General features: G+C 51.8%; 11 protein-coding genes. 7 read left to right on the top strand and 4 right to left on the bottom strand.

What is annotated here, in order from left to right:
- Nucleotides 1–68 precede the first annotated feature (68 nt).
- The 4 genes from P2W70_RS10580 to P2W70_RS10565 all read left to right on the top strand — a co-directional run bounded on the left by P2W70_RS10580 (nt 69) and on the right by P2W70_RS10565 (nt 3,186).
- Nucleotides 69–455 carry a rhodanese-like domain-containing protein gene (locus P2W70_RS10580; protein WP_276481422.1) on the top strand — a complete coding sequence of 129 codons (387 nt, stop codon included), beginning with the start codon at nt 69–71 and terminating at the stop codon, nt 453–455.
- A gap of 7 nt (nt 456–462) precedes the next feature.
- Complete coding sequence (locus tag P2W70_RS10575; RefSeq protein WP_276481421.1) at nt 463–1,083, top strand: LysE family translocator; 621 nt, start codon at nt 463–465, stop codon at nt 1,081–1,083.
- Nucleotides 1,084–1,107: 24 nt separating this feature from the next.
- The gene (locus P2W70_RS10570) at nt 1,108–2,541 is read left to right on the top strand and encodes a phytoene desaturase family protein (protein ID WP_276481420.1); all 1,434 of its coding nucleotides are present in this window, start codon (nt 1,108–1,110) and stop codon (nt 2,539–2,541) included.
- Nucleotides 2,542–2,877: 336 nt separating this feature from the next.
- Nucleotides 2,878–3,186, top strand: a complete 309-nt coding sequence (locus P2W70_RS10565) for a hypothetical protein (RefSeq protein ID WP_276481419.1) — start codon at nt 2,878–2,880, stop codon at nt 3,184–3,186.
- Nucleotides 3,187–3,191: 5 nt separating this feature from the next.
- On the opposite strand, the gene P2W70_RS10560 is transcribed toward P2W70_RS10565, so the two are convergent.
- Both P2W70_RS10560 and P2W70_RS10555 read right to left on the bottom strand, forming a co-directional pair.
- Complete coding sequence (locus tag P2W70_RS10560) at nt 3,192–3,641, bottom strand: hypothetical protein (RefSeq protein ID WP_276481418.1); 450 nt, start codon at nt 3,639–3,641, stop codon at nt 3,192–3,194.
- A gap of 109 nt (nt 3,642–3,750) precedes the next feature.
- Nucleotides 3,751–5,103, bottom strand: coding sequence for a DUF418 domain-containing protein (locus tag P2W70_RS10555; RefSeq protein WP_276481417.1), 1,353 nt, complete (start codon nt 5,101–5,103; stop codon nt 3,751–3,753).
- Nucleotides 5,104–5,527: 424 nt separating this feature from the next.
- Between P2W70_RS10555 and P2W70_RS10550 the strand changes: the two genes are divergently transcribed.
- Complete coding sequence (locus P2W70_RS10550) at nt 5,528–6,490, top strand: hypothetical protein (protein WP_276481416.1); 963 nt, start codon at nt 5,528–5,530, stop codon at nt 6,488–6,490.
- A 53-nt stretch (nt 6,491–6,543) separates the two neighbouring features.
- Here the strand turns inward: P2W70_RS10550 and P2W70_RS10545 are convergent, their stop codons facing one another.
- On the bottom strand, nt 6,544–7,437 hold the full coding sequence (locus tag P2W70_RS10545; protein ID WP_276481415.1) for an alpha/beta fold hydrolase: 894 nt from the start codon (nt 7,435–7,437) through the stop codon (nt 6,544–6,546).
- 109 nt (nt 7,438–7,546) lie between these two features.
- On the opposite strand from P2W70_RS10545, the gene P2W70_RS10540 reads away from it, so the two are divergent.
- On the top strand, nt 7,547–9,748 hold the full coding sequence (locus P2W70_RS10540; protein WP_276481414.1) for a B12-binding domain-containing radical SAM protein: 2,202 nt from the start codon (nt 7,547–7,549) through the stop codon (nt 9,746–9,748).
- A 53-nt stretch (nt 9,749–9,801) separates the two neighbouring features.
- Here P2W70_RS10540 and P2W70_RS10535 read toward each other — a convergent pair whose 3' ends face one another.
- Nucleotides 9,802–14,061 carry a DUF6055 domain-containing protein gene (locus P2W70_RS10535; RefSeq protein WP_276481413.1) on the bottom strand — a complete coding sequence of 1,420 codons (4,260 nt, stop codon included), beginning with the start codon at nt 14,059–14,061 and terminating at the stop codon, nt 9,802–9,804.
- 243 nt (nt 14,062–14,304) lie between these two features.
- Here P2W70_RS10535 and P2W70_RS10530 point away from each other — a divergent pair, with 243 nt between their 5' ends.
- Nucleotides 14,305–14,805, top strand: a complete 501-nt coding sequence (locus P2W70_RS10530) for a DUF2004 domain-containing protein (RefSeq protein WP_276481412.1) — start codon at nt 14,305–14,307, stop codon at nt 14,803–14,805.
- Nucleotides 14,806–14,819 lie beyond the last annotated feature (14 nt).

Genomic DNA, 14,819 nt, shown 5'->3' with positions numbered 1-14,819 from the left:
ACGTCACAATACCTTATCTTTGAAGCCGAGAGCCAAAATAATTAATCCATTCCAAAAGAGCGCGTTCCATGAAGCAATTATTCAAGGCATTTATCCTGTTGTTTGTGTCCGGCACCGCGGTGGCACAAAACAAAAGCGAAGCGGATCCTGCTGCCTTTGAAAAAGGCCTGCAGGCAAAAGATGTTCAACTCGTCGATGTACGCCGTCCTGAAGAATTCAAGGAAGGTCATATCAAAGGCGCCGTACTCGCCAACTGGCAGGACGATAAACATTTCCAGTCGCAGGTAGCCAAGCTCGACAAGAGCAAACCCGTATACCTCTATTGTCTGGCCGGTGTGCGCGGCAATAAAGCAGCCAGCTGGCTGGTCAAGAATGGATTTTCCCATGTGGTGAACCTCGAAGGGGGGATCACGGCATGGAAAGAGGCCGGTAAACCAATCGAAGCGGGGCATTGATCGGCATATGGTGGCATTCGTCAATTTCCTGCTGGCCTTCACGTTCAGCTTTACCGGCTCCCTCGCTCCTGGCACTGTCAACCTGAGTTCCGTACAACTGGGACTCAACAACAAGGCTTATCTCGCCTGGCGCTTTGCGCTGGCAGCGGCCCTTATGGAGTACATATATTCGTACCTGGCGGTGACCTTTGAAAAGATCATCACGTCATCGCCGGTGATCGTACAAAACTTTCACCTCATTGCAGCCGTCGTGATGCTAACACTGGGTATCCTCAACATCCGCGCAGCCGGCAAACCCACCAACCTGTCGGTTAAACTGGAAAACAGTGGCTTCCGGCGGGGGCTGATGCTGGGATTGCTCAATCCGCTGGCCATGCCTTACTGGATCGGCATGATCGCCTACCTCAAAAGCCAGCATTGGATCGACCTTTCCACACCACTGCAATTACAGGGATTTCTGCTCGGGGTTTCTGCCGGGGTATTTACGTTATTGGTGCTCGTAGCCTATCTTGCAGGTAGGGTAATGACATTATTCCGGGAAAATCAGGGCATCCGGAAGTTTCCCGGCTACCTGATGCTGGCACTGGGCATTTACGCCCTGATCCGCTACCTGGTATCGCTATTGTAACCTGGCAACTGATCATAAGCACCCATGGAAAAGCGCGACTACGATGCTATTGTTGTTGGATCGGGACCCAATGGTCTCGCAGCCGCTATTACGCTGCAGCAGCAAGGGTTATCGGTACTCATACTGGAATCGAAAGATACGATCGGCGGCGGCACCCGTACGCAGGAACTCACCTTGCCCGGCTTTCACCACGATGTTTGTTCCGCCATCCTGCCCATCGCAGCTGCTTCTCCTTATTTCTCCACCCTTCCCCTGCAACAATTTGGACTTACCTACAACTACCCGACCATCGATGCGGCGCATCCCTTCGACGATGGTAGTGCCGCGATCTTAAAAGGTTCAGTGGAAGAAACAGCCAGCTTGCTCGGGGAGGATGAAAAAACCTGGCTGCAGTTTATGGGTCCCATCGTGCGCGATTTCCCGGCATTGGCACCAGACCTGCTGGGACCGCTGCGATTTCCCCGCAATCCCTTAAAACTCGCAGCCTTCGGACTCAAAGCATTGCCCTCGGCCGCCACGATCGCCCTTCGCTTCCGGACAGAAAAAGCGAAAGGCCTTTGGGCCGGCATGACGGCGCATTCTATACAACCACTGACGAACCTTACTACGTCTGCCATCGGATTGGTATTGTGCGCTTCGGGACACCTGTACGGTTGGCCTGTGCCGAAAGGCGGCGCCATCAGTGTAACGAAAGCACTGGCTGCGTATTTTGAATCAATGGGCGGCACGATCCAAACGGGATTCCATGTCAGCAACCTGCAACAACTGCCCTCAGCACACGCGGTATTGTTTGATATTACACCCCGGCAATTATTATCGATTGCGGCCGACAAGTTCTCAGCCTTTTATACATGGCAACTACAACGCTTCCGCTATGGCATGGGCGTATTCAAGGTAGACTGGGCGCTCGATGGGGCCATTCCCTTTACAGCGCCTGAATGCCGGCAGGCAGGCACGGTACACCTGGGCTCTACTTTTAAAGAAATTGCGGCCAGCGAAGCCTTTACTGCCAAAGGCGGTCATCCGCAACGGCCTTATGTATTATTGGCACAACAGAGCTTGTTTGATGACAGCAGGGCCCCGGCCGGCAAACATACTGCATGGGCTTATTGCCATGTACCCAATGGCTCTACCGTCGACATGACCACGATCATCGAAGAACAGGTAGAACGCTATGCCCCCGGGTTCCGGAAACGCATACTTGCGCGTCACACCTTCAACACCAAACAACTGCAGGAATACAACAACAACTATGTAGGGGGCGATATCAATGGAGGTATCCTCGACCTGGGTCAACTGTATACAAGACCTGCTTTTAGTTTATCGCCTTACAATACCTCAGCGCGTGGATTGTACATCTGCTCTTCTTCTACCCCACCCGGCGGCGGCGTACACGGCATGTGCGGCCACCATGCTGCGCGCAAAGCACTGCGTGACATCTTTAAGATCAAGCTGTAATCGGTCAACTGAAAATATACCCGGACGGATACGGGCACCCCGCCACAGCCTATTGGCCTTTTATCATTGCTGCACGGTGTACAGACATTTGCCCATCAGTGGCGAAAACGACAACAAATAGCAGCAATCTTACATCACCCCTGTATGCCCCCATTCCGCCATTGCCGGATTCATCCCCACTGACAATCATACTACTACCTAACCTACCCGGTTTCTACCCGCTTGCTCACCGCCAGAAAACTTAACATTGGGAGATAAACCCAAATACTACCTTTATGTTATCCTTATATTATCGCAACGTTATCATTTCGTAAATTGTATCAAATCAAATAGCACATGTCCACGAGTAAGAACACTGAAAAGAAGAGCAAGCCCCTTTCCAAGAAAAAAGAAACCCGTGCAGCCGTCAGCGAGCAACTGACAACTACCCTGACGGACCTGAAAGAAACATTGGGACAAAAGAAATTTGCCCGCCGCATCAAGAAGGCAGCGCGGTTGCTCACCGAAGGCATCAAGGCAAAAGCTGAAAAGAAAGAGAAAAAAGAGCAAAAGGAAAAGAAAGTAAAGAAAGTTAAAGCTAAAACAAAGACCAACAAGGCTAACAAGGTCAAGAAAGCGGTGGCTGTGAAAGCAGTAGCAGTTTAAAACAATTAAGTTGTTTCAATAACTTCCACCGGGCAGGCCGCTTTTTCCGATAAAGCCTTCGGATCAACGAGTGAACCTGCCGCCCCTTCCTCTCTTCCGGCTCCTCCGTCAACAAAGATCTTGCTTACATTGCCCGCGACCTCCAGTATGGAGTCGACCGATGCGTCGTTGCTGACCCGCACCGTGCAAGCGACACCGGCTGTCTGCGCCTTATCGCGGATCAGCTTTGCCTTGCTGTGCAATAAACGGCGGTCGTCATCGACGGCATCTGCAATGTCGGTCAGCGATTCAGCCGCATCGATATCGCTGGGAAACAGGTAGTCCTCTTCAACAGGTGGCTCCACCAGAAAGAGCACCTGTACATCCGTATGCTGTTGCCTGGCAAAGGCAAGCGCGTGGTCGAGAACACCATAATTAAAAGAGAGACCAGGGAAGATGACGAGAACGGCTGACATGGTACCTAGTTTTGTTTAAACCATGTCTGCAATTATGCAGCCAGCCGTACACTGCCACCGCGCTGGTTGCTTCATTTTATTTTACACCATCAGTCTATCTCAATTCCGGCTACACAGTTGCTCCTACTTCCCTACTTCCAGGCTTCGCCTGCCTCCGCATCGGATGCTTTTTCCAGTAGGTCAGGCTACGCCAAACCCATTCAAAGGGGCCGAAATTGAAATACCTTAACCACAGGTGGCTCCAGATGATCTGGATAAACCATACCGCAAGTACGACATAATAAACTTCCAACCGGTTCAGCTTACCATACTTACCAAAGCCTACCCCATAAAAGAAAAGGCCGCAGAGGAGGGATTGGGTGAGGTAATTGGTAAAAGCCATTTGTCCGACCGGCTTCATCAGGTTAAACAACCAGTTGAACCAGCCAGACCGGTAGAGCAGGATCAGCAGACCTAGCAGACCAATACTGCGGGCGTAACGCGAAAGCGTATACAAGTCTATGAATTCATTTTTGGCGTTCTCATACCAATTGAAATCATGCTGGATGGTTGCCAGCAGGCGCAGGTACGAAAGCGTCAACCCGATGCCAAGTCCCGCAATGGCCATGATCCAATATACCCTCAACGAAGCATGTCCGGTAATAATACCCAATTTGAAGAAGGCCATACCGAGGAACATGAAGGTCAACACATCCCAGGGACTGTAATAGAGATAGCGTACGAGAAAACGCATGTAGGTATCGCCGCGATACTCGTACACATCACCGAAAGAGCCTTGTGTTTTCCGGATGGCTTTTTCCATGCGCTTTACTTTCGAGGCGTGACTGCTTTCTTCCTTGAAACCCGTCATAGCAGCGAGGTCTTCTTTTTGTTGCACTGTCAGCTTGGTTTTCGTGGTATCGATGGCCGCTACCTGTTCACCGGTGGTGATGATGGCCTTATCCACGTACAGATCGCGTGTTTCGCGCCCCACCATGCAGAGCAGGCAGATGACCGAGCCTATGATCAGCTTTTTGGCAGGCAAGCGGCGAAACGTGAACATCAACATACCCAACAATGCATAGTCGAACAGGATATCCCCATACCAGAGCAACAGCCAGATATCGATAAGACCGAAGAGAAGGAGCCACAATTGCCGGCGCAGGAAATAATCCGCTGGCCAGCTCCCTTCCAGTTTCTTTTCTGCCCGGCTGGTAAACAGGAGGATGCCCGCACCAAACAACATGGAGAACAAGGCCCGCTGGGTACCTTCCGGCACCAGGCTCATCCAGTACCACAACTGGTAATTGATCCCCGTTTCCTTCCAGATAGAAGGATCGTACCCGACACCAGCGGGTAAACCGAACCCTGGGATATTCATGAGTAGAATGCCGAGAATGGCGAATCCGCGCAGGGAATCGAGCAGGCTGATGCGCTCAGCCTGGCTCACCGGTGTAGCCGATGAGGATAGGTGGGTTGTCATGTGGTTGGTTTGATAAAAGGCAAATTACACTGTCCATCCGGCGCTGCCTATCATCAATATAGGTGATTTGACGCGTAAGCGGCGGCCCCAAAAAGGGAACGGTCATTTTCCAGCGATCCGTCGCGGGCGCTCAGCCTGGTACCTATCGTTGAAGTGGGTCTCTTCCCGGTTAACGGGTAGCGTGCTGGTCTTGAAGCAGTAGCTGCTGCTCACTGCCGGTGGCAGGCCAGTGAAGCATTATCGAACTTAGCGATGATCGCTATAATGGTTCCTGCCTGCTGGACTATGCTTTAACGTTTCTTTACCGGTTGCCATATACGGTTATACCTGCCTGCTACGTTAGAACGGCATCCCGGGCGTATCCGCGACGGGCAGGCCTGCCAGGACTTGTCCATATCCTTTCCCACTAACTTCAAACCTGCTTATGCGTCTGATTATCTACTTGATCTTGGCCACGATGATTACCCCAGCCGCCCTGCGGGCGCAAAAGATCGATGCACTGCGCGACAGTGCGGAAGTGTTGGCATTTGTGGGAATGCTTAAGCACGATTGGTACCGCATTACGTACCAAAAGCCTGAAAGGTATTTCATAAAAAAATATGTCGCACAGCGGCAGCGCGGACTAGGGATTCGCCCCTACGAAAAGGCCGACATCGACGGCAACGGCCTTACGGATTTGCTGTTCAATGGATTTGACACAAGCGGCCGGCAACTGGCTTTTGTAGTACTGGACAGGGGGAATAACGACTTTCTATTAAAAGACTTAACCAATTATAGTAACAGCTCCTTCATCGCAGCACGACTAATAGCGCTTGAGCATACAACCTATATACTAACCAATATCATCGACTATCATTCTAAAAGGTACAGTAAAAAGACTGAACGCACCGAACGCACGGACACCATCCGTTTTGCCATGGACGCTTTTATAGAAAAAGGCGCCCCCGGCCAATTTACCATGCAGGAATTCAGGTATGCTATGTGTGGAGCGATGGGTATTGAACCATTTGCCTTGATCTTCAAAAACGATTCTGTCACCTACCTGAAAAGTACTTCACCATGGCGTACAGAAAATGAGCTACCCGGCGGTACCTATAGAGGCTGGCTACCCCCTGAAATAAAGAAAGAGCTTACTCAATGGCTACAATTGGTCAACTTTCCTGCACTTAGCGATTCCTATCCGGAGCATGGCAGCGACACCAGTCCACAAATCACGGTGCTCATCGACGACCAGGGAAAAAGGAAGCGAATTATTGATTTTGGGGAGGCTTCCTATTCCCTGCATGCGTTGGAACATTACCTATATCACCTAAAGGACAAACTGCAGTGGACCTGGATCGGTGAAGAGCAATACTTTTATACATTTGGGCCTGAATGGGATGAGTGATCTTCATTTGCCACAATAGCGAACGCATGATACGGTGATTGGGCAGTTTGCGGTCATGGGTATTTCCCCCCAAACCAATCCCCCAGCAACGCACTCACATTGACCGGAGCCTCCCGCTGCGGGAAATGACCTACACCTTCCAGCACCACCCGTTTATAATCAGCCGTAAAACAGTGTTCCATATTCTCTGACAGCTCAGCCGGATCACAGCCATCCTCTCCGCCCACGATCACCAGCGTCGGCACTTTCAGCTGTCCGATAGCGCCCATTCGCTGGGACAGAATATCATACAGAGGATCAGTCTTTTCCGTGCAGAACCGGCTGCGGTAACCCTGAAGGGTGATGGCAGCCCAGTCGGGGTTGAGGAAACTATGTGCCGTGGCTGCAAAGTCGGCTTCGTTGTACCAATCCGCCGGGCTCCAGGTATCCCACTGTATCCGGGCAAAACCCACCGGATCTTCAGCAACGGCTGCTGCGCCCTCTTCTATATACATGAACCACTGGTACCAGAACCGGCGGGCCTGCTCAAACCCAGGCATGTGGAATTGACCGTTGGGCTGGAAAGCCAGTCCCAGCGCGGCGATCCGCTTCACCCGTTCGGGGAATAATGCGGCCAATAGATAAGCGGCGCGCGCTCCCCAATCGTTTCCTGCCACCTGAAATTGTTCAATATTCAATGCATTGGCCAGGTCGATCACATCCTGCGCCAGCGCTACTGCCCGGCCATCGCGGATCGTGTCTTCCCGTAGAAAGCGGGTCTCCCCCGTACCGCGCAAATACGGCGTGATGGTTCGGAACCCCTTCTCATTCAATATGGGTGCGATGTGCTGCCAGCTCCGGACATCATCGGGCCAGCCATGTAGCAAGAAAACAGGCGACCCGTCGGCTGGCCCCTGGTCGAGATAAACAATGTCCAACAAGTCGGTTTGGATAGTATTGGTGCGCATATGAAAGGAAGTTGAATGGTACGATCCCCGATTGCAATTCTCAGACCTTCCGCGCCCGCCGGCCGCTCACTTCCCTGAATTGACGTAATTTTGCGCCAAATTCGATGATTTGAGCGCTACCGTGTTTTTGCTGACGCCGCCTTTTACACAACTGAACACGCCGTACCCGGCGACCGCCTACCTGAAGGGATTCCTCAACACCCGGAATATCACCGCCTTCCAGGCCGACCTGGGTATCGAAACCACCGTCGCGCTCTTCAACCGCCAGGGACTGCAGGAGCTTTTTGCACGCATCGACGCTCAGCCGCCCCAGGCTATCAACGACAATATTGCCCGTATCATCGCCTTACGGGATGACTATATCTCTACGATCGACGATGCCATCCTCTTTCTGCAAGGCCACAACCCTACCCTTGCCCACCGCATCTGCAAACGCGATTTTCTCCCAGAGGCAGGCCGCTTTGCCCAACTGGAAGACCTCGACTGGGCCTTTGGCTCCATGGGTACGCAAGACAAGGCCAAGCACCTGGCCACCATGTACCTCGAAGACCTGAGTGACCTCATCCGAGAATGTGTGGACGAACATTTTGGTTTTAGCCGCTATGCGGAACGCCTTGCGCGCTCCGCCAATAGTTTCGACGAACTATACGCAGCCCTGCAAAAGGACTACACGTTTATCGACCAACTACTTATCAACCTGCTGCAACAACACATGCAGGCCGTACAGCCCAAACTGGTCGCCATCTCCGTACCCTTTCCCGGTAATCTCTATACCTCCCTACGATGCGGGCAGTGGATAAAACAACACTATCCCAGCGTGAAAGTGGTGATGGGTGGCGGCTTCGCCAATACTGAATTGCGTGGCCTTACCGATCCACGTGTATTCGAGTTCTATGACTTCATCACCCTCGACGATGGCGAAGCACCCATCGAGAACCTCATACACCATGTGGAAGGCATTAAGCCTTTGGAAGAGCTGAAGCGCACTTTTACGCTGGTAGACGGGCAGGTCACCTATTTCAACAACAAAGCCTGCAGCGATTACAAACAGGGGCAGGTAGGCACGCCCGATTACAGTGATTTCCAGCTACACAAATACATCAGCGCCATCGAGGTAGTGAATCCCATGCACCGCATGTGGAGTGACGGCCGCTGGAACAAGCTCACGATGGCGCATGGCTGCTATTGGGGTAAATGCACCTTCTGCGATATATCGCTGGACTATATACGCCTCTACGAACCCATTGCGGCCGCCCTGCTCTGCGATCGCATGGAGCAACTGATCGCCCAGACCGGTGAAAATGGTTTTCACTTTGTGGACGAAGCCGCGCCGCCCGCTTTGATGCGCGCCCTGGCACTGGAGATCATTAAACGCAAACTGGTCGTGAGTTGGTGGACGAATATCCGTTTTGAAAAGAGCTTCACCCGCGACCTCTGCCTCTTGCTGAAGCGCTCGGGCTGTATTGCCGTATCGGGTGGATTGGAAGTAGCCAGTGACCGCTTACTCGACCTGATCCAGAAAGGTATTACCGTAGCCCAGGTAGCCCAGGTCAACCGCAACTTTACCGAAGCCGGTATCATGGTACATGCTTACCTGATGTACGGCTTTCCGACTCAGACGGCCCAGGAAACGATCGACTCGATGGAGATGATCCGCCAGATGTTTGCAGCAGGCATCCTGCAATCGGCCTTCTGGCATTTGTTTACCATGACGGCGCACAGCCCGGTAGGTCTCGAACCCGCAAAATTCAATGTGCGCCGCGAGAACGACAACACACCCACCTTTGCCAACAACGACATCGTACACATCGACGATACCGGCGCCGATCATGAATCCTTCAGCTTTGGGCTGAAGAAGTCTTTGTTCAACTTCATGCACGGCATCGGCCTGCAGGACCCTTTGCAGAAATGGTTCGAGTTCAAAGTACCGAAAACGAAAGTGGCTCCGGACTATATTGCGCAGACGCTTACACAGGATCAGTTTGCTGCGGCCAGGCCTACTACCAAGATCGTGTGGCTGGGCCGGCAACCTGCCGTGGAGCATATTACCAAAAGTAAAAAAGGCAATAGCTGGGAGATGACCTCCCTGACCTTCCAGGATAGAAAGGAGAAATACAGCATCAGTGTAGGCCGCGAACAAGGCGACTGGCTGGCCGACATGCTCAGCAAGCTCTCCATCACCAACGCAAAGACCTATACGTTACAGGAGGTCATGGACAGCTACCGTGATGCGGGCCTGGAAGATTTTGAATTGTTCTGGGATAATAAGCCGGTGAATACCTTGCACAAGATGGGGTTGCTGAAGTTATAAAAAAGGTCTGACCGGATAGGCCGGTCAGACCTGTACAATTGTCTGCTATCGGGTTACAAACGAACTACCCTGACGGTCCTCGTCTCTTTCCCCTTCATGACTTTAATGAAATAAACGCCAGACACCGAACCTGGCAGTAAGAACGGCTGCTTTTCCAATGCCGAAGCGGACGATACCTTCCTGGCAGCAACCACTTTACCCGTGATGTCGGTGAGCACCATTTCCAACGGCTGATTGGCCGCGCCAAGTACCAGCACGGTTACCGCATTGCCGGGTACCGGGTTTTGCAGCAGGCTGACTGCAAAGGCATCTTTCACGGGGGTCGAAGTAGCGGCCCGGGCCGTCAACAACTGGACCGCCATTTCCGCGGGCTCTGTGCCGTACACCAATTGTCCTTTCACATATACGGTCACGTGGGCGTTCTCGGTAAACACCTCCGCAGGACGGAATGAATGATCATCGGACTGCGTGAAGGCACTCCAGTTGGTCTTTGCCATGCGCTGTTGAATATTACCGGTGGTACTGGCCGGATACAAACTATCCGGTGCCGTGAACGACAACTCGAGGTAACTATCTGCCCCCTGTAACGGCGCGGCAAGGTTCACGACTTTCCCCTTTACATACTGGTTGCCCATGGCCGCATAATCCAGGTAGTAATTGACCACCTGGCTGCCATCTGCCGTAAACCAGTAACGGAGGGTAACGTCTGTATAGCTGACGGGTGTGTTGCCTTCATTGTTCAGCTTTACATAGTTGGCGATGGTATTGGTATTGTTGCCGGCATTTCTGCTGTATGCTTTCAGGTTGTTGACCACCGGCACTTCCAAAGGCTCGGTGCCGCCCACCAATACCTGGTTTTGGTACACTGTGATACGATCATTCTTCGCATACGCTATGGCAGGCGTATAAGAATAGTCGTTCATTTTCTGGAAATTAGTCCAGTTGCTCTTTGCAGCCCTGGTTTGTATAGGACCAGAATTGCCATTGGCTATCAGGTTACCGGCAGTGCTGTCGAATCGGTACTCCAGGTAACCGTAAGCTCCTTCCCGCGGTACCGGCAATTTCACATAACGCATTTTCACTTTATCGGTTCCCAATTGCGCGTAGTCGGTGTACAGGTTGGTCATGGGGGCAAAATCCTCCGCCGTCAGCCAATAGCGAATACTGATGTCTTTGTAAGGGATCGCTTCACTGGTTTCATTCTGCACCTGTAATTGGTTGTGAATGGTATTATCAACCGGCTTATTGGCCGCCGGATCTTTGTGCAATACGATCAACCTTTCAGCGGCCGGCAGGGAGAAATAGCCCCATACCCTGAACTCCAGGATACCGGTTGATTCTACATTGTGTTTCATCACTACACGCAGGCGACTGGTATTGAGGCCGTGCAGGGCAACCTGGTTAAAGGCATCTTTTACAAGCGGAACATCGGCCACCTTTACCCAGGCGGTGTCATTCCAGTATTCGAGGAAAGCCATGGTGGGTGTACGCACGCCCCCACCATCATCAAACCAATAGAGGTCAACCTTATCGATCACACAATTGGCTGGCCACTCGTAGGCGACCCACTGTAGCGAATCGGGACTGTACCAGTTGCCGTATGCCCCGTGGCTCTTATCTCCGGAGTTCAATGGCGTAAAGCCATCGTTTACCGCACCGAGTGTTTCCCAGGGCGATACATAAGAAGTTGATGCCGTAGCCACCAGGGCAATGTTCTCTGTTTGGGTACTGATCTTTACCACAGTACTGTAGACGCTGTTGCCGGCAGTAAATACCTGCCGTACACGATAGTAACTGTTGCTGCTGTTGCTGGCATGCGTTGCACGATAGGCCTGTGCAGCATTTTTAGCCAGGGTAGCTACCTTGATGAAGTGAATGCTATCGGTGCCATATTCCAATTCATAGTGGGCGATGGACTCATCCGAGATCGTTTCCCACTGCAATTGATTGGCGCCGTCTGTACGTGTGCCCGCAAAAGACAACAAGGTGTAGCCTGGTACCGGTAAGGCCGTTTCGGAACCCCACACGCGCCATTCGATAATGCCTGTCGATTGAACATTGCTGCGCATGGACAACCTGATCTTATTGGTACGGATACCGTTCAGCAACACCGTATTGAATGCGTCCCGTTGTACAGGTATGCTGCCGAGAGCAACCCACTCGTTGTCTTTCCAATATTCCGCGTAGGCAGTGTCCGGAACACGTATTCCGGTATTATCATCAAACCAATACACTTCGGTTTTATTGATGAGGTAGGCTTGTGGCCACTCATATAGCACCCATTGAAAAGAATTGGGATTGTTCCAGTTGCCGTATACGCCATGTCCGCGGTCGCCGGAGCCGGCAGGTGTGAAACCATCATTGATGGCAGCCAGCGATTCCCAGGAAGAAACAAAGGAGGTGGAAGGCGTGGCCGTGCGTGCGAGGTTTTGTACAAACTCCACCGGAACGCACGCGGGCGACTCGCTGATGGACATTTCCTGGTTGGAGAACAAAGTATACACAGGATTGATGTCGATATTCGACACATCCGCCGCGCCTTTACCATCACAGGCAGCACGACCATTGTTGGAATTGGGCGTCTGCAGGTAGACACCATTGGTGCTACAGTTTTCGATCTCTGCATCACCGCCTACGACTACACTGTTGCCCAGGGTGGCCCCCCACTCCAGTGCATTGTCTTTCAATAACACGTTGCCCGATACCGTACAATAGTTGAGGATCGCATTGTCAGTCACCTTCACATTGCCGCTGAAAGTGCCGCCGAATATCCGCCCATTACCGCTCACCACGACCTGGTCGCTGATCAAGGCATTCTCTACCCAGGCGGTACCTTCTATCCGTACATTACCGGTAAGCCGGGAAGTACCGCGCACGATGGCCTTCGGTCCCACATACACACTGGCATCCACGGTAGCACTGTTGCTCACCCAACCGCCGCCGTTGGCATGTATCCGGCCTGCCGATCTGAACTCCTCCCGGAAACCTGGCTGGTAACCTTCGGGCAAGGCATTGCTGACACTGATCTCATAGGGAAACCTTTTTATTTTGGGGAAGCCTGCCTCCCACACATAAGTAGTATGTGATGTGGGCGCACCCGCTACCACGAGGTACAGTGACGTCTCGTCTTCCTTCATCGCAAATGTCACCTCCGCCTCAGGCGAGGAATAGGATGCACTGTAGCGGGCCGTTGAACCATCTGCTTTGACGGCCACAAGACCATACCGCCAGCCGGCACCGGCCGTTTCGGCATGTCCTTTGAATTTTATTTTCACGATCCTGTTGGCGCAGGTAGGATGCAGAGGGATAATGTTATAGCCATAATCCTGCGGCGCCTGGTAGTCGGGCACCACAAAGCGCGGTAGCGAGTCGCTCACCCGTTTCAACAAAGTATATTGGCGCCACAGGTTGTGCGGCTCTGCATTCTGCAACCGGCGACGTTCGGCGCGTATGAAAGCACCGGTTCCCAGCACATTGTAGTCAGCGATGACATCACGTTTCGCATAATTCCATATAAAATCATTTAGCTGACTTTGTGTCCAGCCCTTGATTCGGCGATAAGTCATTAGTGGGTGTTCATTGGCAGCTGACTCCTGCCAGATCCTGTTCACCATGCCAAGGCTGTCCAATTCCTGTATCGTCAACAGGAGATTAAAAGCACAATAGTGGTGACGGGTAGAAGAGAACTGGAAACTGCGGGTAGCCATCCAGCGAGGGGCATCTTCCTTGGCAAATTGCGGATACATCTGCAATCGCATGAAGTTGGCATGCGTTTCCCAGAAGGACCCTGTAGACTGATTTCTAAACCCTCCCACCAGGTTGCGGTCGATATTGTTCTGTCCCTGTAAGGAGTGCGTAAGCTCATGGCTGAGCACAGCCCCATCCCGCACTGCATTGGGATGTACCCACATGGCGCCGATCACTTCATCATAGCTGCTGCCGAAAGCCCATCCGGTGGGGCCACCAGGTGGCCAGGTATCGTTGATCACGACGATGATCTTATACTTGCCCAGGTTAGTCGTAGCATCATCTTTAACAAAATGAATTTCCCGCACAAATTTCTGATACACTTTCTCCAATGTGTCCAGCACATGGGCCGGCGTAAACCGGAGGTTGGGATCAGCATACGTTTCCGGATGTTCTCCAACTACCGGCCCCCAAAAGCATACAAAGTTTTCTGATTGTACCGAACGGCTGTATGACCAGGTGCTCAAGGCGGGATCGGTTGAAAAAATGCGGGGAATATAAACCTGTTTTTGGGCGCTTGCATGGAGTGCAAACAATAGCAATAGAACTGCGTAGCATTTTCGCATAGACAATAGTTAATGGTAATGAATGGTTCATGCTGCACGATACCCACTGAGAGCGTGCGCAGTAAATGATTCTGAACGATGTTCCAGTAAAGAATGAAGATAACGAAGGCAGCCAGCAAGGGCCTGACTGATATTAACTAAAAGCAGCAGGAAGTTGACCGGTTTGTGATGGGTAGAAAATCACCCATATCAAAGTTGATCTGAGAATTTGCGGTAATTTAGCCATCCTACAAACATAATTCCATGGCACAATTCGAACTACCTTATTTCGGCGTGATCGATACCGACAACCCGGAAGAGTACTATGATGTCGAGATTGATTTGAATGGCAGGATGGTCGAAGTCGACCTCAACTTCGACACCAAATCCATCGACCCTTCCCGATTGGAAACTGTTAACACATTTCTGGGCAAATTATCCACCTACGACGCACAAAGCAGGCAGGAGATCCGCGACAACTATTTCCTGGAAGACAACAATACCCTAAAAGGCTTTATCGAATTTTACGTAGAGGAGATCGATCACGACGAGCTCATCGAAGCCCTGGGTGTTACCCGGGACGATATCGAGCAACAGGTACCACTACTTGAAAAACTACAACTGGTAAGGGTCGGTTTTTATCCGCAGCAGGAAGGCCAACTCGCCACTTTTGATTACAGCTTTGGCCGCGACTTTACCGACGAATTGGTCGTTGTCAACAGAAACGATGAAGGGCAACTGAGATATATTACCTGGGAGAGCTGACAGTCAAATCTCCG

The organism is Paraflavitalea pollutisoli (genome assembly GCF_029360705.1).
GTDB classification, from domain to species: Bacteria; Bacteroidota; Bacteroidia; order Chitinophagales; family Chitinophagaceae; genus Paraflavitalea; species Paraflavitalea pollutisoli.
This window is presented reverse-complemented; position numbering and strand designations above follow the sequence as displayed.